This window comes from Pseudoduganella sp. R-31 (assembly GCF_049913235.1).
Lineage (GTDB): Bacteria > Pseudomonadota > Gammaproteobacteria > Burkholderiales > Burkholderiaceae_D > Rugamonas.
Map to the genome: position 1 here is coordinate 4,473,049 of NZ_CP183986.1, position 24,076 is coordinate 4,497,124.

Annotated in this window: 20 protein-coding genes; 4 read left to right on the forward strand and 16 right to left on the reverse strand. The window is 64.7% G+C overall.

What is annotated here, in order from left to right:
* The first annotated feature begins 47 nt into the window (after nucleotides 1-47).
* Nucleotides 48-926 carry a LysR substrate-binding domain-containing protein gene (locus ACN9MY_RS20120; protein WP_426336036.1) on the forward strand — a complete coding sequence of 293 codons (879 nt, stop codon included), beginning with the start codon at nucleotides 48-50 and terminating at the stop codon, nucleotides 924-926.
* Here the strand turns inward: ACN9MY_RS20120 and ACN9MY_RS20125 are convergent.
* The 6 genes from ACN9MY_RS20125 to ACN9MY_RS20150 are packed head-to-tail and all read right to left on the reverse strand — an operon-like array spanning nucleotide 886 to nucleotide 8,087.
* Entirely contained in the window at nucleotides 886-4,053 is a 3,168-nt protein-coding gene (locus tag ACN9MY_RS20125; RefSeq protein ID WP_426336037.1) for an efflux RND transporter permease subunit, read from the reverse strand. The genes ACN9MY_RS20120 and ACN9MY_RS20125 overlap by 41 nt on opposite strands.
* A gap of 9 nt (nucleotides 4,054-4,062) precedes the next feature.
* Nucleotides 4,063-5,241, reverse strand: a complete 1,179-nt coding sequence (locus ACN9MY_RS20130; RefSeq protein ID WP_426336038.1) for an efflux RND transporter periplasmic adaptor subunit — start codon at nucleotides 5,239-5,241, stop codon at nucleotides 4,063-4,065.
* A complete protein-coding gene (locus tag ACN9MY_RS20135) occupies nucleotides 5,238-6,467 on the reverse strand; it encodes a TolC family protein (RefSeq protein WP_426162285.1) in 1,230 nt (409 codons plus the stop codon). The genes ACN9MY_RS20130 and ACN9MY_RS20135 overlap by 4 nt, the downstream gene beginning before the upstream one ends.
* A gap of 54 nt (nucleotides 6,468-6,521) precedes the next feature.
* A complete protein-coding gene (locus ACN9MY_RS20140; RefSeq protein ID WP_426162286.1) occupies nucleotides 6,522-6,842 on the reverse strand; it encodes a hypothetical protein in 321 nt (106 codons plus the stop codon).
* 9 nt (nucleotides 6,843-6,851) lie between these two features.
* Entirely contained in the window at nucleotides 6,852-7,346 is a 495-nt protein-coding gene (locus ACN9MY_RS20145; protein ID WP_426162287.1) for a DinB family protein, read from the reverse strand.
* A gap of 15 nt (nucleotides 7,347-7,361) precedes the next feature.
* Nucleotides 7,362-8,087, reverse strand: a complete 726-nt coding sequence (locus tag ACN9MY_RS20150) for a substrate-binding periplasmic protein (RefSeq protein ID WP_426318434.1) — start codon at nucleotides 8,085-8,087, stop codon at nucleotides 7,362-7,364.
* A 93-nt stretch (nucleotides 8,088-8,180) separates the two neighbouring features.
* Between ACN9MY_RS20150 and ACN9MY_RS20155 the strand changes: the two genes are divergently transcribed.
* Entirely contained in the window at nucleotides 8,181-9,017 is an 837-nt protein-coding gene (locus ACN9MY_RS20155; protein ID WP_426318435.1) for a universal stress protein, read from the forward strand.
* Here ACN9MY_RS20155 and hppD read toward each other — a convergent pair whose 3' ends face one another.
* Nucleotides 9,018-10,085, reverse strand: a complete 1,068-nt coding sequence (gene hppD, locus ACN9MY_RS20160) for a 4-hydroxyphenylpyruvate dioxygenase (RefSeq protein WP_426318436.1) — start codon at nucleotides 10,083-10,085, stop codon at nucleotides 9,018-9,020.
* A gap of 122 nt (nucleotides 10,086-10,207) precedes the next feature.
* Between hppD and ACN9MY_RS20165 the strand changes: the two genes are divergently transcribed.
* Entirely contained in the window at nucleotides 10,208-10,726 is a 519-nt protein-coding gene (locus ACN9MY_RS20165) for an Lrp/AsnC family transcriptional regulator (RefSeq protein WP_426318437.1), read from the forward strand.
* A gap of 6 nt (nucleotides 10,727-10,732) precedes the next feature.
* Here the strand turns inward: ACN9MY_RS20165 and ACN9MY_RS20170 are convergent, their stop codons facing one another.
* From ACN9MY_RS20170 to ACN9MY_RS20210, 9 genes are all read right to left on the reverse strand, one after another.
* Nucleotides 10,733-12,445, reverse strand: coding sequence for an FAD-binding oxidoreductase (locus tag ACN9MY_RS20170; protein WP_426336039.1), 1,713 nt, complete (start codon nucleotides 12,443-12,445; stop codon nucleotides 10,733-10,735).
* Entirely contained in the window at nucleotides 12,442-13,134 is a 693-nt protein-coding gene (locus tag ACN9MY_RS20175) for a PepSY domain-containing protein (RefSeq protein ID WP_426336040.1), read from the reverse strand. Before ACN9MY_RS20175 ends, ACN9MY_RS20170 begins: the two co-directional genes overlap by 4 nt.
* A gap of 93 nt (nucleotides 13,135-13,227) precedes the next feature.
* Nucleotides 13,228-13,581, reverse strand: a complete 354-nt coding sequence (locus tag ACN9MY_RS20180; RefSeq protein ID WP_426336041.1) for a hypothetical protein — start codon at nucleotides 13,579-13,581, stop codon at nucleotides 13,228-13,230.
* A 6-nt stretch (nucleotides 13,582-13,587) separates the two neighbouring features.
* Complete coding sequence (locus tag ACN9MY_RS20185) at nucleotides 13,588-13,935, reverse strand: copper-binding protein (RefSeq protein ID WP_426162295.1); 348 nt, start codon at nucleotides 13,933-13,935, stop codon at nucleotides 13,588-13,590.
* Between the two features lies 1 nt (nucleotide 13,936).
* Nucleotides 13,937-17,071 (reverse strand): efflux RND transporter permease subunit, encoded by a 3,135-nt coding sequence (locus ACN9MY_RS20190; protein ID WP_426336042.1) that lies wholly within the window; start codon nucleotides 17,069-17,071, stop codon nucleotides 13,937-13,939.
* Nucleotides 17,068-18,549, reverse strand: a complete 1,482-nt coding sequence (locus ACN9MY_RS20195; RefSeq protein WP_426318441.1) for an efflux RND transporter periplasmic adaptor subunit — start codon at nucleotides 18,547-18,549, stop codon at nucleotides 17,068-17,070. Before ACN9MY_RS20195 ends, ACN9MY_RS20190 begins: the two co-directional genes overlap by 4 nt.
* Nucleotides 18,546-19,796: a TolC family protein gene (locus tag ACN9MY_RS20200; RefSeq protein ID WP_426318442.1), complete on the reverse strand. Its 1,251-nt coding sequence runs from the start codon at nucleotides 19,794-19,796 to the stop codon at nucleotides 18,546-18,548. Before ACN9MY_RS20200 ends, ACN9MY_RS20195 begins: the two co-directional genes overlap by 4 nt.
* A gap of 77 nt (nucleotides 19,797-19,873) precedes the next feature.
* On the reverse strand, nucleotides 19,874-20,248 hold the full coding sequence (locus tag ACN9MY_RS20205; protein WP_426162300.1) for a hypothetical protein: 375 nt from the start codon (nucleotides 20,246-20,248) through the stop codon (nucleotides 19,874-19,876).
* Between the two features lie 210 nt (nucleotides 20,249-20,458).
* Nucleotides 20,459-21,514, reverse strand: coding sequence for a LacI family DNA-binding transcriptional regulator (locus ACN9MY_RS20210; RefSeq protein ID WP_426318443.1), 1,056 nt, complete (start codon nucleotides 21,512-21,514; stop codon nucleotides 20,459-20,461).
* Between the two features lie 105 nt (nucleotides 21,515-21,619).
* Here ACN9MY_RS20210 and ACN9MY_RS20215 point away from each other — a divergent pair, with 105 nt between their 5' ends.
* Nucleotides 21,620-24,061, forward strand: coding sequence for a family 20 glycosylhydrolase (locus ACN9MY_RS20215; RefSeq protein WP_426336043.1), 2,442 nt, complete (start codon nucleotides 21,620-21,622; stop codon nucleotides 24,059-24,061).
* Nucleotides 24,062-24,076: the final 15 nt, after the last annotated feature.

The following is a 24,076-nucleotide window of genomic DNA, read 5'->3' on the forward strand; positions in this document are numbered from 1 at the left end:
ATAAATATGGTAAATTGCAGAACATTGATCCATAGATGGAGCAATCAGTGGAGTATCTGAACGACATGGCCTTGTTCGTGGAGGTGGTGAAGGCCAAGGGTTTTCGCGGCGCCGGGGACGTGCTGGGGATTCCGAATTCAACGATTTCGCGCCGGATCGCCGCGCTGGAAAAAGCCATCGGCCTGCGGCTTCTGCATCGCACGACCCGCAAGATCGAGCTGACGGAGGCGGGCCAGGTCTATTTCGAGCGCTGCAAGCGCATCATCGATGAAGCGCGGCTGGCGCATGAACAACTGGGCGGCATGCTGGCGCAGCCGGCAGGCGTGCTGCGGGCTTCGCTGCCGGTCGATTTCGCACAGACCTACCTTGCGCCCTTGATCGCGGAATTCGCGCAACGCTATCCCGGCATCACCTTTGAGCTGGACCTGACGCCCCGCCTGGTGGACCTGGTCAGCGAACCATTTGATGTGGCGATACGCATGGGTGAGCTAGTGGATTCGCAGCTGATTGCGCGCCAGTTGGCGCTGCTCACGCCCAAGCTGTATGCCTCGCCGAGCTACCTTGCGCAGCACGGCGAGCCGCACGAACCTGCGGACCTGGAACGGCATGCCTGCCTCGGCCTGGCGAAATCCACCATCTGGACCCTGCTACGTGACGGACAAAGTGAATCCGTCGCGGTGGCCGGCCGCTTTGCCGTCAACAACGTCGGTATGTTCCGGCGCCTTGCTGCGCTCGACATGGGCGTCATCCTGTTGCCGGAAGAAGTCGTAGCAGACGATCTTGCGGCAGGACGCTTGCAACGCATCCTGCCGCAATGGCATGGCAAGCCAACACCGGTGTATGCCTTGACCGAAACACGCCTGGTTCCGGCAAAGACGGCGCGCTTTATTGAGTTCCTGCGAGAGCGCCTGGGGCAAGCGGGCTGACCTCTTCCTTGCGGGTGTAAGCCAGGCGGTACAGCAAGGGCAACAGCAGCAGCGTCAGCGCGGTGGAGGACAGCACGCCGCCGATCACCACGGTAGCCAAGGGGCGCTGGACTTCCGCACCGGTGCCGGTCGCAATCGCCATCGGCACAAAGCCAAGCGATGCCACCAGAGCCGTCATCAGCACTGGCCGCAAACGCACCAGCGCGCCGTTGCGCACGGCGTCGGCCAGCGGCTGCCCCTGCTCACGCAGGCTGCGGATGAAGGAGATCATCACCAGGCCGTTCAGCACAGCGACGCCGGACAGCGCGATGAAGCCCACTGCTGCCGATATCGACATCGGAATTCCCCGCATCCAGAGCGCGAAAATGCCGCCGGTCAGCGCAAATGGAATGCCGGTGAACACCAGCGCGCCATCGCGAGCGTTGTTAAACATCAGGAACAGCAGCGCGAACACCAGGGCAAGCGATGCCGGCACCACTACCTTCAGGCGTTGCGCAGCATTCTGCAGGTTTTCGAATTGCCCGCCCCAGGCCAGCCAGTAGCCGGCCGGCAGTTTCACCCCCTTCAGGATAGCCTGCTGCGCTTCGTCGACGAAGGAGCCGATGTCGCGGTCCTGCATATTGACGGTCACCACCACGCGGCGCTTGCCCTGTTCGCGGCTTAGCTGGTTCGGGCCGGGCGCCGTGTCGAAGGTCGCAATCTCCGCCAGGGTGACGTAGGCCGGACGTGCGCCCTCCTTCTTCGGCAGCGGCACCGGCAGGCGCTTCAGCAGTTCGATGTCCGAGCGCAGCGCTTCCGGCAAACGCACCACGATGTCGAAGCGGCGGTCTCCCTCGAACATGGCGCCCGCCTCGCGGCCTGCGGTCGCAGTGGCGATCAGCTCCTGCACTTCGGCGATATTCAGGCCAAGGCGCGCGGCCCGTTCCCGGTCGACCTGTATCTGCAGCATGGGCAGGCCGGTGGTTTGTTCGACCTTGACTCCGGAGGCGCCCGGAATCCTGCCAAGGATGGCGCCGATTTCGGCAGCCTTCGCATTCAGCACATCGAGGTCGTCGCCAAACACCTTCACCGCAACATCGCTGCGAACGCCGGAAATCAGCTCATTCACGCGGAGCTGGATCGGCTGGCTGAATTCGTAGCTATTGCCGGGCAATTGCTCCAGCGTTTCCCGGATGGCGGCCAGCAGTTCCTCGCGGCTGCGCTTCGGCTTTGGCCATTCCTTTTCCGGCTTGAGCATGATGTATCCGTCCGAAATACTTGGCGGCATCGGGTCCGACGCGATTTCCGCCGTGCCGGTGCGGGCGAAGACGTTGGCAATTTCGGGGAATTTTGCCACCAGCGTCTTCTCGATCTGTTGCTGCATCTGGACCGATTGACCCAATCCGGTACCGGGAATGCGCACGGTCAGCACAGCGAAGTCGCCTTCGTTCAGGTTCGGCACAAACTCGGTGCCAAGGCGCGTCGCCAGCAACGTGGACAGGGCCAGCACCAGCCCCGCCGCGGTAAACACTACCGGGCGGTTGGCCATGACATAGTCCAGCAGCTCGCCGTAACGGCGTTTGGCTGCCAGCATCAGGCGACCTTCTTCCTCGCGCACCGATTTGTTCATGAACAGCGCCACGGCGGCCGGCACGAAGGTAATCGACAGCAGCATGGCGCCAAGCAAGGCCGTCACGACGGTGAAGGCCATCGGGTGGAACATCTTGCCTTCAATCCCGGACAGCACGAAGATCGGCAGGTACACGATCATGATGATCAACTGCCCGAACAGCAGCGGCCTGCGCGCCTCGTGTGCGGCGGCGAAGACTTCCGCAAAGCGTTCTTCGCGCGTCAGCGGCCGTCCGGCATGCTGTTGCGCGTGCGCCAGGCGTCGCACGCAGTTCTCCACGATCACCACGGCGCCATCGACGATGATGCCGAAGTCGAGCGCGCCGAGGCTTAGCAGGTTGGCGCTAACGTTATTGGCCACCATGCCGGTGAAGGTAAACAGCATTGACAGCGGAATCACCATCGCCGTAATCAGCGCCGCTCGCATATTGCCGAGGAAGAGGAACAGCACGCCGATCACCAGCACCGCGCCTTCCAACAGGTTTCGCTTGACGGTATCGATCGCCTTTTCCACCAGCACCGTGCGGTTATATACCGGCGTCGCCGATACTCCGGCCGGCAGGCTGCGGTTGATCTCGACCATCTTCTTGTCGACCGCCAGCGCCACCGCACGGCTGTTCTCGCCGATCAGCATGAACACGGTGCCCAGCACCACCTCGCGCCCGTTGCGGGTGGCGGCCCCGGTGCGCAGTTCAGCGCCGACGCCCACGGTTGCGACGTCGGCGATGCGCACGGCCACGCCGTCGATGGTGGAGACCACGATATTGCCGATGTCGGCCACGGACTTGAGCTGGCCTGGTGCGCGCAGCAGGTATTGCTCGCCTTCCTTCTCGATATAGCCTGCACCGACATTGCCGTTGTTGCGCTCCAGCGCCGTCACCACGTCCGACAGGTTCAGGCCATACGACGCCAGCTTGGCCGGCGTTGGCGCGACCAGGTATTCCTTGTCGTAGCCGCCGATCGAATTGATCTCGGTGACACCGGGCACGTTGCGCAGTTGGGGCTTGATGATCCAGTCCTGGATTTCGCGCAGGTCGGTCGGCGTGTAGGGCGTGCCGTCCGGCTTGCGTGCATTCGGCGCCGCATCCACCGTCCACAGGTAGATTTCAGACAGGCCGGTGGCGATGGGGCTCATGGTCGGCGTCAGTCCGGCCGGAAGCTGGGAGCGCGCATCCTGGATGCGCTGGCTGATCAACTGGCGGGCAAAGTGGATGTCCGTGCCATCCTTGAATACCACCGTGATCTGCGACAGGCCATAACGCGACAAGGACCTGGTCTGCTCAAGGCGCGGCAGGCCGGCCATCAGCGATTCGATCGGGAAGGTGATGCGCTGCTCCACTTCCAGCGGCGAGTAGCCGGCGGCCGCGGTGTTGATCTGCACCTGGACGTTGGTGATGTCCGGCACGGCGTCGATCGGCAGCTTCTTGTAATTGACCGCGCCCAGCACGGCCATCGCCAGTACGGCGAACATGACCATCCATCGGTGGCCGATGCAGGCCTGGATAATTCGGCTTAACATGGCGGCTCCTTAGTCTTCATGCTCGGCAGCGCCCTTGCCCTGCTCCGCCTTGATGGTGAAACTGTGGGCGGCGGCGTACTTCGCATCCCTGCGCAGGCCGGCAGTGATCTCCACCAGCTTGCCATCCGAACGGCCGACCGTGACAGGCACCGGCGTGAACGCCTGGCCATCGCGCTGGAAGACGACCTGCGTGCCGTTCAGCACTTGCAGTGCTTCCTTTTCCACCGCGACCGGCACTTCGGCTGAACCGGTGATCACGTCGACATCCACGAACAGGCCGGGACGCCATGCCAACTCCGGATTGTCCAGCACAACGCGGGCGCGGGCGGCGCGGGTCTGTTCGCCGATCAGGGCGCTGACGAAACTCACCCTGCCTTTGACCGCGGCATTCGAGGCGGCCGAGTGCAACACGGCTTCCGTGCCGACCTTGACGATCTCCAGGTCCTTCGCAGGCACCACGACTTCCGCCCATACCTGGCGCAGGTCGGAAACCGTGAATACCTTGGTTTCCGCGCCGACCGCCTCGCCAACTGCGATGTGCTTGTCGACGATCAGGCCATCGAAAGGCGCCCGGATTTCGAGGCGGTTGTATGGCCCCTTGCCGGAACCGCCAGCGCCGATGGCCACCAGCTTTTGGCGCGCATTCTGCACGGCGATGCTGGCTTCATGCCACTCCTGCTCCGCCTTCAGGTAGTCCTGGCGCGCCGAGACCTTGTCTTCCCAAAGCTTCTTTTCGGCCTCGTAGACCGAGTGGGCCAGCGCTGCACGCTTTTCGGCGGCGGCCAGGCTGCTGCGCTGCTCGGATACGTCGGCGCTGGCCAGCACCGCCAGTAGCTCGCCCCTGCGTACCTGCTGGCCAAGATTGGCCTGCACTTCCTGCACAATGCCGTCCACGCGCGGCGTGACGTGCGCAGTGCGATCCTCATTCAGTTTGACTTCGCCCGGCAGGCGAACGAAGGTTTCCAGGCGCGCCGCGCCGGCCGTACGCACTTGGATATCGGCCGCCGCAACCTGCGCGTCGGTGAACGGGATTGACTGCGTGCCGGCAGGATGTTCCTCGTGGTGTTCGCTCGCCTCGGCACCGGCTTTCGCGGCCGGCGCGATGCGCTCCCAGCCCAGAACTGCGCCCGCAAACAGGGCGGCAACGGCCACCATGGCCGCAATGGTGATTTTTTGACGCTTGTTCATTTTGAATCCTTGATGTCCAGGTTGCCAACCAGCTTGGCCAGGTCGGCCCGGGCGCGATAGAAGTCCGAAATGGCCCGCAGGTGCTGGCCCTGCGCCTGCACCCAGGTGCGCTGGGCATCGAGCACTTCGACGTAATTGAATTTGCCGGCTTCGAAGCCTTTCATCGCCGCATCGGCAGCATATTGGGCGCCGGGCAGCACGTCTTCGCGCACCAGGCGTTCCTGCTGCACGGCCGCCTGCATGCGAGCATGGGCCTGCATGGCCTCTGTGCGAATACGCTGGCGAGTCGCTTCCAGCTCCGCGCCGGCCTTGTCGGCACGGCGTTGCGCTGCCAGGATCGCGCCCTGGTTGCGATTAAACAGCGGCAGTGGGACGGACAGTCCGATGATGTTCTGGCGGACGCGGTCGCGCTCCGGACCTTCGCTGCGCTTGCTGCCGACGATCAGCGAAACGTCCGGCATGCGTGCGGCGCGCTCCATACGCAGGGACGCCTTGCCCGCCTCGACTTCGGCAATGGCCCGCTCGATGGCTGGCGCGGAATCAATCAGGTCTTCCAGCTGTCCGGCGGGGAGGCCGGCTTCGGCTGGCGAGGCAGGCGCCGCCAGCACCCCGATTTCGCTACCGGTGTTGCCGAGCAGGCTGGCCAGCCTGATACGCGCCTCGTCCAGTTCGCGCTGCGCTGTCACGCCCTCGATGCGCCAGTTGGCTTCCGCCACGCGGGCTCGAGCCTCTTCCACCGGCGACACCTTGCCCGCCAATACGCGGCGCGCGGCGGCTTCGCTGGAGCGGCGCCCGCTTTCGCTGACCTGCATAGCCAACGCAACATGCTGCTGCGCGAGCCATGTTTGCTGGTAGGCGGCGACCACTTCCGCCTCGATTCGCGCCCGGCCGACGGCCAGATCCAGTGCCGCCGTACGGCTGCCAGCCTGCGCCGCCTCCATGCGCGCGGCGCGCTTGCCGCCCAGTTCAAGCGGGATTGATAGCTGGACGGTCGAAGAACCGCTCTCGCTGGTTTTCCCTTCGCGCAGGTAGTCCAGCGAAGGATTGGGCAGCAAAGCTGCCTGCCGTCCGGCCGCGTCGACGGCTGCGACTTCCAGCGTCAGCGCCCGCAGCTCGGGATTGCCTTGCCGCGCACGTTCCAGCGCTTCGGCAAGCGTCAATGATGGTTGCGCCCACGCGGGGGCCAGGCAAATGGCCGCCAGCAAGGGCACGTAAATGGCTTTCACGATGTTGCTCCTTGATGATTGATGGGGAACGGCTGCATGCGGCAGCCGGATCAATCAGCGGAGCCTGTCGGGACGCGGAGGAATATCCGGGATGAAGGAATGGAAAGGCGGCTCCGGCGAAGGCACCGGAGCGATCGAATCGACTTGCTGGCGCCCGTCAACCAGGTTGGCGACAAACGGCGCATGCGAGTGATGGCAGAAGTCGCACTGCGTGCAGCAGGCACTATCCGAGCCTGCCGAATCAGCCGCCGCAGCCACATGCTCGTCGAACTGCGACACATTGATTTTCAGACAGCAGCTATCCGTCGCCGCCAGGGTCGCCTGGAGCGGCAGCACTAGTAACAGCAGGATAACGAGGAAGCGCCGGATATTCATTTGGCCAGATTATAGCAAGCGGCGCCCCGGTTCGCTGACGTGCAGGAATTTCGTCAGGATATCGCGCGGCGGCGTCACCGAGATATTCTTGAGCACCTGGCCCACGTTGCCGCGGTGATAACCACCATGGGTAATCACATGCATCAGCATTTCCTCGCGCGACATCTGGCCGGTGTCGCCGTCGGTGAACCTGAACTGCAGCCTTGCGGACAGCGCAGCTTCATCCAGGCTGGCGACATACTGCTGGTACCAGCCGTCCGTTTCGATGACTGCAGCGCGCAGCTCCGCCAAAGCCGGCGTGGCCATGGTGTTGGTGGCCTCGTAGCCATGCGCCTCGCCGAGCAGGTGCGCGCGGAAGATCCGGTCGACGACGTAGATATGATTCAGGGTACGGATGGCGGTGTGCAGGTCTGCTTCCGAAGTAACGGACGCCAGCACGTCGAACAGTTCGACATTGGCCCAGGCCTTGTAGTCGAACAGTGTTTTGAGAATGGGCAGTGACATGGTTTTCAAGTGTAGTTAGCGATAGCGGCGCAGCAGCCGGTCGATGCTGCCATCGGAGACCAGGCCGCCGATGGCGCGCTGGACATCGTCGAACGGGATTGCAGATTTTTTCGAGAACGCACATTGCGCCTTGAAGGGATCAAACTCGAAGTCGATCCGCAGCTTGTGCTGGGGCTCTGCGCGCATCAGGTATTCCGCCGTCATGCGGCCCATGATGGCGTATTGCATGCGGCCATGCTGGATCTTCGAGATATTCAGCTCCATCGAAGGCGCATCCTCGCGCACGAACGCACGTCCCAGCGCGGCATCGATCATCGAATAGGAATACCCCAGCACCGTGCCGACCGGCTTGTTGGCCAGGTCGGATAGTGCCCGTACCGCAGGCGCTTCCGGCCGTGACACCAGCACGCCTGCATCGGGCATCAGCGGCTGGCTCCAGTTGAAAGTGCCGGGCAGCCAGCGCGGCAGTACGTAGCAGACGCCATCGGCCCGTCCGCTGGCCAAGTATTCGGCCACCCGCTTGGCGGGAACGCTGACGTAACGCGCCTGCCGCCCCATGCGATGCGCAATGCCGTCGCCAAGGTCCTTCAGCAGGCCATCGACCATCTCCCCGTCCTGGAAACGGGACAAGGGCATATTGTGGTTGGTCGCGGCGACAAACACCACTTCCCCCTGGCCGGCAACTGCTGCAGGGCTCAAGGCAAGCAACAGGCAGGAAGGCGCGAGACAAGAACGTAACATAAAGACATGATATCAGACGAGCTTGACCCAAGTCATGGATCATGCGTGGCAATCGGGCGCACACTTGTACCAACATCAACACAGGAGGACATCATGTCTTACCGCACCATCGTAGTCCATGCCGACCGGGCGGCCAACGCCGAAGCCCGCATCGCGCTGGCGGCAGCCATCGCCGCGCGTGAAGAAGCCCACCTGGTCGGCGCCGCGATGACCGGCATGCCACGCTCGATGCTGGCAGGCCGCAGTTACGAAGGCAGCGGCGTATTCCTGGCCGACTACCTGCGCCGTGCCGAGGAGCGCGTGCAACTGGCGCTGGAGCAATTCAAGTCCCAGGCCGACCGCCTTGGCGTCCAGTCTTTCGAAGCGCGCAGCAGCAACGACGACGAATATGCCGGCCTGTGCATGCAGGCGCGCTACGCCGACCTCGTGGTACTGGGACAGGCTGCAGCCGCCGACGACAATCAGGATAGCCTGCTGCCGGACCTGCCGGATTACGTGCTATTGAATTGCGGCCGCCCGGTACTGCTGGTGCCGCGTACGGGACGCTTCCCGACCATCGGCAAGCGCGTGATGGTGGCCTGGAACGGCAGCGTGGAGGCGGCAAAGGCCGTCACAGCCGCCCTGCCCCTGTTGCGCGGCGCGGAACAGGTCACGCTGGCAGTGCTGGGCAATAGCGCCGATACCCTGGGCGAATCGCCGGGAGCCGATATCGCCCTCTACCTGGCGCGGCACGGCGTGAATGTGGAAGTCCTGCGCAGGCCAGAGCCGGCCGATCCCGGCAAGGCCATCCTGTCGCTGGCAGCCGACTTCAATGTCGACCTGCTGGTGATGGGCGCCTACGGCCATAGCCGCTTCCGTGAAATGATGCTGGGCGGCGCCACGCGCACCATACTGGCAACGGCGACGCTGCCAGTATTGATGGCGCATTGATTACGCGGTCAGCACGCCGCGGCGCATCTGGTCCAGCTCAATCGACTCGAACAGGGCTTTGAAGTTGCCTTCGCCGAAGCCCTGGTTGCCCTTGCGCTGGATGAACTCGAAGAACACCGGGCCAAGCTGGTTTTCGGAGAAGATCTGCAGCAGCAGGTCGCCTGGCTTGCCGTCAATCAGGATCTTGCGCTCGCGCAGGGCCTGCAGCTGCTCGCCATGGCCGGGGATGCGCCGGTCGACCAGTTCGTAGTAAGTGTCGATGGTGTCGAGCAGCTTCACACCGGCGCCGCGCAGGCTGTCCACGGTCGCGTACAGGTTGTCGCTGCCCATGGCAATGTGCTGGATGCCTTCGCCGCGATACGCATCGAGGTATTCCTGGATCTGGCCGGGGCGGTCGGTGCCTTCCTCGTTGATCGGGATGCGCAGCTTGCCGCAAGGGCTAGTCATGGCCTTCGACTTCACGCCGGTGACCTGGCCTTCGATATCGAAATAGCGCACTTCGCGGAAGTTGAACAGGCGCTCGTAGAACTCGGCCCATTCGCCCATGCGGCCTCGGTGCACGTTGTGGGTCAGGTGGTCGATGTAGGTCAGGCCATGGCCTTTCGGGTTCTGGTCGACACCCGGAATCGGCTCGAAATCGACGTCGTAAATGCTGATATTGCCGTTGCCCGGCCAGCGGTCCACCAGGTAGATCAGCGAATCGCCGATGCCTTTGATGGCCGGCAGGTTCAGTTCCATCGGGCCGGCCTTGCTCTCAAAGCCCCAGGCGCCAAGTCGCAGCGCGCGCTTGTAGGCATAGGCGGCATCTTTCACGCGGAAGCCGATGGCGCAGACCGATGGGCCGTGCAGTTCGGCGAAGCGCTGTGCGAAGGAATCCTTTTCAGCGTTCAGCAGGAAGTTGACTTCGCCCTGGCGGTACAGGGTCACATCCTTGCTGCGATGGCGCGCCACCGCGGTAAAGCCCATGGCTTCGAAAGTCTTGCCCATTGCGACTGGGTCCGGCGCCGCGTATTCGATGAATTCGAAGCCGTCGGTGCCCATCGGGTTGTCCCACAGTGAGTCGGTCATTTGCTGTCTCCGGAAAGGTGTGTAGATAACGGATATACTACGCACTGCTTCTGGATTTTTTGCGCACTATGAGCACTTGACGACGCTATATATGCGCATTTTGCGCACCAACAAAGGAACTGATGATGATTACCGTCGACCGCCACGACCTGTCCCTGCTGAACGAGCTTCAGCGCAATGGGGAGGCGACCAACGCCGCCCTGGCTGAAGTGCTGCATTTGTCGGTATCGCAGGTTGGGCGGCGCGTGCAGCGCCTGCGCGAGGCAGGGATCATCGACCATTATGCAGCCGTGCTGGAACCGACCACGGTGGGATTGGACGTAATGGCCTTCGTCCATATCACACTGGACCGCCACGGCGAGAAGCGCGGCGACGCCTTCGAAAAGGCGATCCGCGATGTGCCTGAAGTGATGGAGTGCTTCTCCGTGACCGGTGAAGCAGACTACGTGGCGCGCGTCGTATCGCACGACCTGGCATCCTTCGCCGACCTGATGATGAAGGAAATCCTGCTGCTGCCCGGCGTGGTCAACGTCAAATCCAACATCGCGCTGAAGAAGATCAAGCAGTCCACCGTGCTGCCGCTGGAGCACATCGTGCGGCCGAACCCGCGCAAGCAGCGCATCGAGTTCGCCCGCACTTGACAACAGCTAGATCTTGAAGTCGTCGAACGACACCCGCTGCGCGCCCTGCTCCTTCAGCATTTCGCGCGTGGCATGCAGCATCGCGGGCGGCCCGCAAACGTAGAAGTCGCAATCGCGGGCCTGCGGCTGCCGCGCAAGGAACTCATCACGTACCACTTCGTGCGCCCTGCGGCCATTGTCGGACAGCACCACATGCCAACTGAAATGCGGGTAGCGCAGCGCCAGTTCGTCAAATTCTTCACGATACGGCACTTCGCCCGCAGCACGCGCCCCATACCAGAAGCGCACGGTTTCCTTCGCGCCGGATTCCAGCTGCGCGCGAATCATCGACCGTAACGGCGCCATGCCCGCCCCGCCGCCAATGAAGACCTTCTCGTTCCGGCCCCGGCGCAAGGCGAATTCGCCAAACGGCCCGTTGAACGCTACCTGATCCCCCTCCTTCAGGGCGTGCACGTACGACGAGCCGATACCACCGGCGACATGACGCACCAGCAGCGTCACGCAGCCGCCGGCCTGTGCGACCGGCAGCGACAGCGAATAAGACCGGCGCAAGGACTTGCGGGGGCCGAACAGCCCGCGCGCACGGGGAATGTGAAGCTGCACATAGCTGCCGGGGCGGAAATCGGCGCCCGCTTTCTGGTCCGGGCGCAGCACCACTTCACGCAGGGTCGGCGTGATCTCGCGCACGCGCTCCACCGTTGCCGTGCGGCTGACCATCAGTGCCGCACCATGGCTGACCGCGATTTCCATATCGGAGGTCACCGCCATGCCGCAGGCCAGCCGGTGGCCTCGGCGCAGGCGCTGGTCCGGAATGTGATCGCCATCGGACGACGATGCCGGCGGCGCGTTATGGCAGGCGCGCACCTCGCACAGCCCGCAGCTTTGGCCGCCGCCGCAGTTGGACGGCAGCCGTATCCCCGCGCGCGCCAGCGCATCGAACACCGAATCGCCGTGGCGGGATTTGACGATGCCGATGCGCTTTCCGCCCTCATCGAGCACGGTCACCTGCCGCGCCGGCAGCAGGCGTGCCGGGACGAAATCGTGCAGGCGCAGGCTGGTGCACAGCAGCCATATGCCACTCAGCGCCATCCACAAGCCGCCCAATGCAGCCATCAGCAGCAGCGAATTGTTGAAATCTTCACGGCCACCATAGTCCATGATGTGCAGCATCCATGCGATGTCGAACAGGCGCCACGTGGCGTTGCGCCGCTCCAGGATGCGGCCATCGACGGCGGACACGTAAATCGTCGTGGCGTCCGCGTCATCGAAATCAACACGCCAGCTTGCCCCGCGATGCTTGCGAATCTCCAGCGTCGGTTTCGCCACCCATTGCGGCTGCCCGGCCTTTCCTTCGCCAACATAATCGGCACGCGCCACTTCCAGCGCCTGGTCAGCGCCGACCGCAAGCGGCGCGCCGTTGCGCGCATCCAGCAGCCAGCTACCCTCGCCGTTCTTCAGCAGGTAAGCCGGCACTTGCAGCAGCCAGCGGCTGTCGATCGATTCCACCGGCTTGCGCGAAGCCGCCAGCACGTCGGCCGGCGCCACCAGGCCGGTTCTCGGCCACTCCGCAGCCGCCTTCAGCGGCGCCCGATGGGCCATGCCTTCGACCACGTCCTGGTCCAGCAGGCTCATGACCATGCCGCTCACCAGCCAGAGCAGGAACTGCAGTCCGACGACCAGCCCGACCCATTTATGCATTTTCCGCAGTAACGGCGTCATTTCGCGGCCCTCCTGCGCACGGTGAACCACAGCAGCCAGATCCCGCTCAACGCGAACAGGGTGCCGGCAATGGAAACGCTGCGCAACAGCGTGTTGTTGACGTTGCTGCGCTTGTCGTAATCCATGATGTGCAGCATCCACAGGAAATCATAGGCCCGCCACAGGGAATGGCGCTGCGCCACGACTTCTCCCGTCGATGGAGACACATACAGGCTGCTGCCGTTGGAATCGTCAAAATCGACGCGCCATAGCGGCGCGCGGCGCGTAGCGACCTCTTTCGGCAACTGCCGCAGTAATTGAATGCCGCTCACGCTGCCATCGCCCATGTACGCCTGTTGCGCCAGTTTCAGTGCCTGCGACTGGTCCAGCGGGTCCAGTTGCTTGCCGCTGCCCGCATCCACCAGGCCAACGCCACCGGCGTACTTCACCTCATACACCTCCCGCTCCAGCAAATGTTTCAGGCGGAAGCCTGTCATGCCGGGGAATTGCGACGCCAGCTGCGACGGCTGCAGCGCGACGGCTTTTGCCGCCACTGCAGGCCGCTCCACGTGCGACAGGTGGTCGCCGTGGATAATGTCGATCGATATTGCGGCCATATACACGCCGCTCGCCATCCAGAACAATGCCTGGATGCCGACCAGCAGGCCAAGCCACTTGTGTAGTCGGCGTGACCAGAATGCCTGTTTCATAAAGTCCTCATTCTTTGCCCGCCGCACGCAACCATGGCGTGCGGCCTATCCTCCGCCGCGCAAGGCGGCGCCTCTTATGGAAATCCTTGAAACTCAGGAAGCGTGACGGCGCGGGGGGCGTTCCGGGCCATCGGGGATATGGCTGGCATGGCAAGCCGGCAGCAAGCCAAAGTGCGGGTCGGTGCCGTCCCAGGACGCCGACGCGACGTTCGGGTCCGGCAATGCGGCCGAAGCGCAGCAGCAAGTGACGCAGGCGCCGCAAGCCGTATGGCCCACGTCCTGCAGCACGCTGGCGCCCTTCTTTACCGCTTTGACGTCATGGCGCAGCGACTGCCTGGGCTGGTGCTCGCCGATTTCGCAAGACAGTTGCACGACGCTGGCCAGCGCTTGCAGGGGCAAGGCCAGCATCAGCAGCCACAGCATCCATGTCCTGACGAATCGGTTCATGCTTTTTTACTTCGCAACTTCGATGGCGGTGACCGTCATGGCGCCATTGGCATTTTCAACGGTGAAGCGCACCTTGTCGCCGGCTTTCACCTTGTCCAGCATGGCGGCGTCCTTGACGCGGAATACCATCGTCATCGCACCCATGCCGAGGTTTTTCAGTTCGCCGTGCTTGATGGTCAGCTTGCCGGATGGCTTGTCGACTTTCTTGATTTCGCCATCGGTGGTATCGGCCACGGCGCTTGTCGCCTGCTGGTCATGGTCGGCGTGGCCGCCATGGTCGGCCATGGCTGGCACGCCGGCCATGACGGCTGCCGCGAGGATTGCTGCTTGCAGGGTGGTGTGGATTGCTTTCATATTAATTCTCCAAAGTTGTATTGCGCCGCCGAAGCAGCAAGTATGCCGCAGGTACGACAAATAACGATAGCAGGGGCGCGGACAACATTCCCCCCACCATCGGTGCAGCGATGCGCTGCATGATCTCGGACCCGGTGCCGGCGCCAATCATGATCGGCACCAGGCCAGCCACGATGACCGTCACCGTCATGGCTTTCGGCCGCACCCGCAACACCGCGCCTTCACGAATGGCGTCCAGCAGGTCTGCCTCGCCGTGACGCCCTGCGGCTTCGCGCGCTTCCCACGCATGTTTGAGATAGAGCAGCATGATCACGCCGAATTCGGCCGCCACGCCGGCCAGGGCGATAAAACCAACGCCGGTAGCCACCGACAGGTTATGGCCGAGCCCCCACAGGAGCCATACCCCACCAGCCAATGCAAACGGCAGCGTGGCCATGATCAGCGCTGCCTCGTCGGCGCGGCGGAACGTCAGGTACAGCAGCACGAAGATAATCAGCAGCGTAGCGGGCACCACCACCTGCAGGCGCGCCGTTGCGCGCTCCAGGTACTCGAACTGGCCCGACCACGACACCGAATAGCCAGGCGGCAGCTTGACGCCGGCTGCGACGGCTCGCTGCATTTCCTGCACGGCAGAGCGCAAGTCGCGGCCATGGATGTCCACGTACACCCAGCCCGAGAGCCGCGCATTTTCGCTGCGCAGCATCGGCGGGCCATCGCTGATGCGCACCGTGGCCACGTCGGCAAGACGCAGCTGTGCGCCACGCTCCGTCAGCAGCGGCAAGGCGCGCAGGCTCTCCAGCGAATCGCGCAGTTCGCGCGGGTAGCGTACGTTGATGGGAAAGCGCTGCAGGCCTTCAACGGTTTCGCCGACGTTGTCGCCGCCCACCGCGCTGGCGATAATGCTTTGCACTTCATCGATATTCAGGCCGTAGCGCCCCGCTGCCGCTCGGTCGATTGCCACATCAATGTAGCGCCCTCCGTTCAGGCGTTCCGCCAGCGCCGACGACACGCCCGCCACCGGCCGCACCACGCGCTCGATCTCGGCGGCGATGCGGTCGATCTCCTGCAGGCTGGCGCCCGACACCTTGATGCCGACCGGGCTCTTGATGCCGGTCGCGAGCATGTCGATCCGGTTGCGGATCGGCGGCACCCAGATGTTGGCCAGGCCCGGCACCTTGACGATGCGGTCCAGCTCCGCCACCAGCTTGTCCGGTGTCATGCCCGGCCGCCACTGGTCGCGCGGCTTGAACTGGATGGTGGTCTCGAACATTTCCAGCGGCGCCGGGTCGGTGGCCGACTCCGCGCGGCCTGCCTTGCCGAAGACGCTTTGTACTTCCGGCACTGTCTTGATCATCCGGTCGGTCTGCTGCAGCAGCTGCTGCACCTTGCCCGCGCCAATGCCCGGCAAGGCCGAAGGCATGTACAGCAAATCGCCTTCGTCCAGCGGCGGCATGAATTCGCCGCCCATGTGCGCCAGCGGCCAGAGCGACAGCACCGCCACCGCAGCCGCCACGGCCAGCGTGGCCTTCGGCCATTGCAGCACGCGCTCGAGCAAGGGCCGGTACACCGCAATCAGCCAGCGATTAAGGGGATTGGCATGTTCGTCGGGAATTCGGCCCCGAATCAGATAGCCCATGAGGACCGGAATCAGCGTCACTGCCAGCCCCGCTGCCGCCGCCATCGCATACGTCTTGGTGAAGGCGAGCGGGGCGAACAGGCGCCCTTCCTGCGCTTCCAGTGTGAACACCGGGATGAAGGACAGCACGATGATCAGCAGCGAGAAGAACAGCGCCGGCCCCACTTCCGCAGCCGCCGCGGCAATCACCTGCCAGTGTTCTTCGCCTTCCAGCGACCTGCCGGGATGGGCATGGCGCCATGCTTCGATATGCTTGTGGGCGTTCTCGATCATCACCACCGCCGCATCGACCATGGCGCCGATGGCAATCGCGATCCCGCCCAGGGACATGATGTTGGCATTGACGCCTTGGTAATGCATGATCAGGTAGGCAGCCAGCACGCCCAGCGGCAGCGAGACGATGGCCACCAGTGCGGAGCGCAGGTGGAACAGGAACACGGCGCAGACCAGGGCCACGACGACGAATTCCTCCGCCAGCTTGGTCTCGAGGTTGCTGACCGCACGCCGTATCAGGTTGGAGCGGTCGTACACCGGCACGATTTCCACACCCGGCGGCAGGCTGGCCTTGAGCGCCGCCAGGCGCGCCTTGACGGCATCAATCGTCTGCAAAGCGTTTTTACCGGAACGCATGACGATCACGCCGCCCGCCACTTCGCCCTCGCCATTCAAGTCGGCGATGCCGCGCCGCATTTCCGGGCCGAGCTGGATGGTTGCCACGTCGCCCAGGCGCACCGCCACGCCGCCCTCGCTGGCCGTCAGGGGAATCTGGCGGAAGTCTTCCAGCGAGCGCAGGTAGCCCGATGCGCGCACCATATACTCCGCTTCCGCCAGTTCCAGCACCGAGCCGCCGGTCTCCTGGTTGGCGCGGCGGATCGCGTCGATCGCCTTGCCGTGCGTGATATTGAAAGCGCGCAGCCGCGCCGGGTCAAGCAGCACCTGGTACTGCTTGACCATGCCGCCAAGGCTGGCCACCTCCGCCACGTTCGGTACCGCCTTCAGTTCGTACTTGAGGAACCAGTCCTGCAAGGCGCGCAGCTGCGCCAGGTCATGCTTGCCGCTGCGGTCGACCAGGGCATACTCGAACACCCAGCCCACGCCCGTCGCATCTGGCCCCAGCGAGGCGCGCGCCTGCGGCGGCAGTCGTGACTGCACCTGGTTCAGGTACTCCAGCACGCGCGAACGCGCCCAGTAGGGGTCGGTGCCGTCCTCGAACAGCACGTAGACAAAGGAATCGCCGAAAAAGGAATAGCCGCGCACCGTGCGCGCGCCCGGCACCGACAGCATCTGCGTGGTCAGGGGGTAAGTGACCTGGTTTTCGACGATCTGCGGCGCCTGCCCGGGGAAGCTGGTGCGAATGATGACCTGCACGTCCGACAGGTCCGGAATCGCATCGAGCGGCGTGCGCTGCAGCGCCCATGCGCCCCATCCTGCCAGCAGCACGGACGCCAGCAGCACGAGGAATCGGTTACAGATCGACCACAGGATCAGTTTCGCGATCATTTCTGCTCCCCGTGCTGATGCGTTGGAGCGGAAGCCGGCGCCATCGACGTAACCTGGAAGCTGCCGTCCGCCTGCTGCACGAACTCGAAGCTCACATGGTCGCCCGCCGCGACACGCAGCGGCAAGCCGCCTTGCGGCAGCTTGAAGGCCATCGTCATGGCGGGCCACTTGAGCGTGGCGATCGGGCCATGCGACAAGGTGATCTCGTCCTTATCCACAGCTTCCACAGTCGCCTCGCCGCGATGCGCCAGCGGCGCCGGGCCGGCCATGCGCTGGCCGCTGCCTTTCAGGCTCGCTTCCGAGTCGACCAGGAACTGCCCGGAGACCGCCACTTTCTGCCCAGCCTGCAAACCGGCGCGGATTTCCACTTGCCCGCTGCTCTCGGCGCCCAGCTCCACCTGCACCGGGGCGAACTTGCCAGCCCCCTCTTCCACCATCACGACGTTGCGCGTACCGGTGCGGATCACCGCTTCCGAAGGCACCAGCAAGGCTGTCTGCCGCCGGCCCGGCGCAAACGACATCGTCACGAACATGCCCGGCGCCAGCCGCCCGCCCGGATTGGACAACTCGATGCGTGCGCGAATGGTGCGCGTCGCCGCATCCACCTGCGGCAGGATCGCCGCCACCTTGCCGTGCAACTCCTTGTCCGGCAAGGCCGCGGCACGTGCCGTGACATCGGAGCCGACCGGTACCTGCGCCACCGCATTTTCCGGCAACTCCGCATTCACCCACACCGTCTCCAGGCCATTGATGCTGTATAGCGGCGCCCCGGCGGCGACGGCCATGCCTTCGCGCGCGGCCAGTTCCGTCACCACGCCGGCACGCGGCGCGACCAGCACCTGGCGCGCCAGCACGCGGCCGCCCGCCTCCACCTGTTGCACCTGCTGTTCGCTCATGCCCGCCAGGCGCATGCGCTGGCGCGCAGCATCCAGCAGCCCCGGCGCAGCGCCAGCCTGCATGCGGCGCACGGCCAGGAATTCTTCCTGCGCCGCCACCCAGTCCGGCATGGTGACCTCGGCCAGCGGCTGGCCGCGCCGCACCGCCTCCAGCGGCGCGCGTACCATCACGCGTTCCACAAAACCGTTCGAGCGGGACTGGACAACCGCCACTTCCCGCTCGTCAAAAGCCACGTTGCCGACCGCCGACACGGCCAGCGGCAACGGGGCGCTGGAAACCAGCGCCGTGCGTACGCCAAGGTTTTGCTGCACGCGCGGGCTGATGCTGACCGTGCCGGCGTCGCCGCCCTCGTCGGCGTAAACCGGCACCAGGGCCATGTCCATATACGGCGACTTGCCCGGCTTGTCGAATTTCTGTCCAGGCACCATTGGATCGTGCCAGTACAAGGGCTTGCGGCCCACCACAACTGGAGCCTGTGCCGGCGCCGCCTGTCGCTTGCCCAACTGGTAGCCGCCGATGGCACCCACGGCGCCCAGCGCGCCTGCCGCCACAATGGCGGCGATCATTGCGTTCTTCTTCATGGGTGGCCTTTCGCCGGCTGGATGTACGTCAGTTGCGCCCAGGTGCGCGCATTGTCGCGTTCGAGCTGCAATGCCTGCAGGCGCTGCTCGCTCTCCGAGCGGCGCGCCGCCATTACCTCCACCAGGCCAGCCTTGCCCCCACGGTAGGCGGCAAGGACCGCCTCCGTGCGCGCACTCGCCAACGGCAGTACCTCCTTCTCGTAGCGCGCGATGCGCTCGCGGCCAGTCTGCCAGTCGGCCAACTGGCTGCGTATCTCCGCCACGTGTTCGCGCAGCGCTTCGTCGCGCTCGGCCTGCGCCTGCCCAGCCATCGACAGCCGGGCCGACAGCTCGCGCTCCTGGCGTTGGTCGCGATCCCACTGCAGCGGTACCGACACGCCAAACGACACCATGCCCGGATAGCCGGGCCCGCGCTGCTGCAGCGCCACTTCAACGGTCCAGTCGGCACTGCGGTTGGCGCGCGCCAGTCCCGCTTCCGCCTGCGCCAGTTCGGCCTGGCGCGTCAGCACCGCCACCTGCGGGTGATGCTCGAGCGTCGCTTCCAGGTTCGCCGGATCAAGGGCAATGCTGCCGGTATCGACGCTGCCATCGAGCGCCACGTCCACCGGCTCGCCGGTCCAGCGCGCGAGCATGATGGCGGCATTGCGCGCCTGCTGCCCCAGCTCCGTTGCACGATCCTCCAGCACCAGCAAGGCCGCGCGCGCATCGAGCAGGCCGGACTGGGTGCCGCGGCCGCCACGATAAGCCGCTTCCGCCGCCGCGATTTCGTCGCGCGCCAGGGCGGCTTGCCGGGCCAGTTCCGCTTTCATGCGCTCGAGATGGTAGCGGTCGAGCCAGGCGATCGCGGTATCGCGCTGGATGTTCGCCGCCAGCGCCTCGGCCGCGGCCTTGCTGCGCGCCGCTTCGCTCTCGAAGCGGGCAGCCCGCCAGCGGCGCTTGTCGCGGCTGGTCAGCTCCTGCATGACGCCAATGCGGCGCATGGTCATCGAATCCGCGCCGATGCGGTAGCGATCCGCACCGCTGACGGGAAGGTTGTCGACGCCGGCTTTCAGCACCGGGTCGGGCAATTGCGCCGCTGCGACAGCCATGTCGCGTGCAGCATCGGCAGCATGGCCTTGCGCCGCCAGTTGGCGCGAACGCTCAACGGCGCGTTGCTGCGCCTGCGCCAGCGTCAGCGCAGGAGCCTCGGCGGCGAACGCCAGGGCGCAGCCAAACGCAAGGCAGCGCCAGATAAATGGGGAAAACATGAAACCTCCAGAGTGCAAAGGAAACCACGCGCAGGCCACGCAGGCAGGCGCGAGACGTCATCAGGCAATCTGGAAGGTCAATGTCGGAAGCAGCAATGCTCTATGGAGTGAGGCGGAGATAGACTGCGCGTCATATCTGGCGGCGCGGCAGCCCCTTCGCTGGACTCGAGGGCCCAAGCGTCGGCAACCACGGTCCCTGCCAGGTCGGCAGCGATGAATGGCAGCACGGGCGGCAAATCGGGCTTGTCCAGCGATTGCTTGGCGGCCAGGTTGCTCGCCTTCGCCTTGCACAGGCTGGGCTGCGCCGGGTCCATGCCGGCGCACTGGGCGCCGGTGGCGACCGGGTTTCCGGCGGTCGGACAGGCATAGGACGCCACGGCAAGCTGCATGAACAGCATGCTGAACAGCGCCACCACAGCGGCCACGATCCTGGAAGTCCGGCGGAATTTCATGGGGGCGATAATAGACCGTTTCTCTCAATCGATCAATGACTTCACCATTATTCTGCCGTCCGTCGCCCGCGGAAGCGCTGGTGCATGGGCGGATTGGCAGCGCTGCCATTTAATTACGCAGCGCGATTTTTCTTTTTCAAATCATCGCCTTAACGCGCAGCCCCGGTGCTTGTTAACAGGCTTTTCCACAGAAAGCGTTAACAAGTTCGTTCAGGAGCGGCGCTTCCGGGCGCGCGCCGAAGCGGCGGTGCCTGGCGCAGGCCCGGTCGACTCGCGCACCACGAACTCGCTCGGGAATTCGATGCGCTGGCGGCGCCCGGATTCGCCGCGGATGCGGCGCACCAGCTCCTGCACAGTGGCCTGTGCCATGGCTTCAAACGGATGCCGCAAGGTGGTCAGCGGCGGCTGCATCATCGATGCGGCGGGAATATCGTCGAAACCGATGATCGATATGTCTTCGGGAATCCGCAGGCCCTTTTCGCGGATGGCGTTCATCGCCCCCTGCGCCATCGCATCGTTGGCAGCGAAGATGGCAGTCGGCGGTTCGGCCAGTTCCAGCAACCGCCTGCCGCCTTCCAGCCCCGACTGCTCGTTGAAATCGCCTGGGTAGACCAGGGCCGGATCGGTCTTGATGTCGGCATCGGCCAACGCTGCGAGATAGCCGCGCTCACGCACATCGCTCTGTCCCGTGTATGAACTGCCGCGTATGAAGCCGATACGGCGGTGGCCCAGTTCAAGCAGGTGCGTTACCGCATCGTGCGCACCGTTGACGTTATCGCCGCGTACCACCGGCAAGCTGGTCTCATGCCGGAAATAGTTCACCAGGATGATAGGGCTGGCACTCTTCTCCAGCGTTTCCAGGTAATCGTCGGTCATGCGCGGCAGCACATAGACCAGGCCATCCCACAGGCCATGCAGCAACTGGCTGACGCGCTTGCCTTTGCCGCCCCCCATGTCGCCCAGCGAGTTATAAATGAAAAGATCCATGTCGAACTTGCGCACTTCCTCGCTGAGCGCCGTCACGAAGCAATTGACGACTGCCGACGACAAGTCGTTCACGACCACGCCAATGACATTGGTTTTCCCGCCCTTCATCATGCGCGCCAGGGCATTGGGCGTGTAGCCGAGCTGCCTTGCTGCCGCCTGCACCTTGGCCCTGGTTTCGTCCGAGGCATAACCATCGCCACTCAGTGCGCGCGAAGCAGTCATCACCGATACGCCGGCAACCTTGGCCACATCGGCCAGCGTCACACCCGCTTTTTTCATTTTCACCTGCCGTCCGTTAACGTTATCCGTATTGTAGCGAGAGATGTAGCAGGTAAGGCAACTTTATGCTAGCGTTACCAATTCTCAACGAGACAAGCTGATCCCATGACTTCAAAACGTTTGCTTGTTAGCCTCGCGCTGCTGCTGGCGCTCCCCGCCGCCATGGCGGAGCCACCCACCGCTAACGGCGAACGCCTGCAAGTACGCTGGGAACTGCAGGACGGAGGCAAAGGCGGCCGGCTTGAAGTCAGGAACCTGGACCACCATCCCCTGCCGGCGCAAGGCTGGGCGCTCTACTTCAACTGCATCGAATGCGCCGTGGCAGGGCCGCTGGCTGGCCAGTTGGCGATCGACGCACTGGATGGCACCCTGTACCGCCTGCGCCCGCAACCGGGCTTTCGCGGCCTCGCGCCGGGACAGTCGCTGAACGCGGTCTACCGCGCTCCCAGCGCCGACGCCAAGGCCTACCGCGCCCCTTCCGGCCTGTACCTGGTCTATGAGGCGGCGCCGGACAAGGCGCAAGCCGTTGCCGATTACCGCATGCTTCCGCTGCCGCGCCCGGACCAGCTGGGAACAGGCCAGGCGGTAACAGCCCAGGACCTGTACCAGCGCAACGCGGGAACCGATGTGCTGCCTGCCGGCGCCCTGCCGCCAGTCTTTCCCACTCCGCTGCACCTGCAGCAAGGTGCCGGCACGCTGCACCTGGCGGCGGCGCCCGCCCTCGTGGTCGCCGACGGACTCGCACCGGAAACCGCCCTTGCCGCCAGCCTGCTCAAGCAATACTGGCCCGCCGGCGCAGGCGCGCCATCCGGCGCCACCTTGCGGCTCTCAGTCGGCGCCGTCGCCGGCCAGTCGTCGCCGGAGGCCTATACCCTGGCCGTAACGTCCGATGGCATTGCCATCACCGGCAATAGCGCCGCCGGGGTGGCGCACGGCCTGCAATCGCTGCGCGACCTGTTGCCGCTGCCCGGCGCCGGCCGGCAGCAAGCAGTAGAGCTGCCGCTGCTGGCGGTGACCGACGCTCCGCGCTTCGGCTATCGTGGCCTGATGCTGGACGTCAGCCGCAATTTCCAGCCCCGGCAAACCGTCTTCCGCCTGCTCGACCTGATGGCGCGCTTCAAGCTCAACGCCTTCCACTTCCATCTGACGGACGACGAGGGATGGCGCCTTGAAATCGCCGGCCTGCCGGAACTGACCGGCATCGGCGCGGTGCGTGGTCACAGCGCAAAACCTGGCGTGCGCCTGCAACCCGACTACGGTTCCGGCCCCAGCGCCAGCGATCCGCACGGCAGCGGCTACTACTCGCGCGCCGACTACATCGAGATCCTGCGCTATGCGGCAGCCCGTCACATCGAGGTCATCCCGGAAATTGAAATGCCCGGCCATGCGCGCGCCGCAGTCAAGGCCATGGAGGCGCGCTATCGGCGCATGAAGGCCGCCGGCCAGGCCGGTGCCGGCAAATACCTGCTGAACGACCTGGACGACCGTTCGCAATACAAATCAGCACAGAACTTCCATGACAACGTGATCAATCCGGGCCTGGAGTCCAGCTATGCCTTCATCGAGCACGTGGTGGGCCAGGTCGCAGCCATGCACCGCGAAGCGGGCGTCCCCTTGCGCACCCTGCACGTCGGCGGCGACGAACTCGCGGCGGGCGCCTGGGAAAAATCCCCCGCCAGCCGCAGCCTGATGGCGCGCCGCAAAATGCAGTCCACCGCCGACCTGTGGGATTACTTCTACGACCGGGTCGACGCCATCGTGCGCCGGCAAGGCGTGGCAACCGCGGGGTGGGAAGAACTGGGCACGCGCAAGCTGATACCGAACCCGCATTTCGCCCAGCGCGGTTTCCGGCTGCACGTCTGGAACAACGTCGGCGCCGCGGCCGACCTGGGCTACCGGCTAGCCAATGCCGGCTACGACGTGATCCTCGCGCCCGCCACCAGGCAATACCTGGACATGAGCCACAACCTCAATCCCGACGAGCCGGGCGTGAACTGGGCCGCCTATATCGAGCTCGATGACGTCTACAACTTCATCCCGTTCGACAAGAGCTTGAGCGACGCCGGCAGGCAGCGCATCCGCGGCCTGGAAGCTGCGCTGTGGACCGAAACCATCCGTGATCCTGCACTGATCGACTACCTGCTGGTGCCGCGCCTGCTGGCCATGGCCGAACGCGCCTGGGCCGCCGATCCTGCATGGGCCACCGAATCCGATTTCGCCCGGGCCTCCGCCTTGCACCGAGCCGAATGGTCGCGCTTCGTCAATGCACTGGGCCAGCGCGTGCTGCCGCGCCTCGACCTGGAGCCTGCCCCGCTTGGGCCCGTCCATTACCGCATCGCACCGCCCGGGCTGTCGAGGGATGGCGGCAAGGTCCACGCCAATCACGCCCTGCCCGGCCTGGCGCTGCGCTACACCAGCGACGGCACCGAACCGCATGCCGCCAGCCCGCTGGTAGCGGGGCCCATCGCCGATCGCGGCCTGATCCAGGTGGCCGCCTTCGACCGCAACGGCAGGCGCGGCGCCGTATCGCGCATCGACAATCCCTGATCGTTTCGTGCGCCG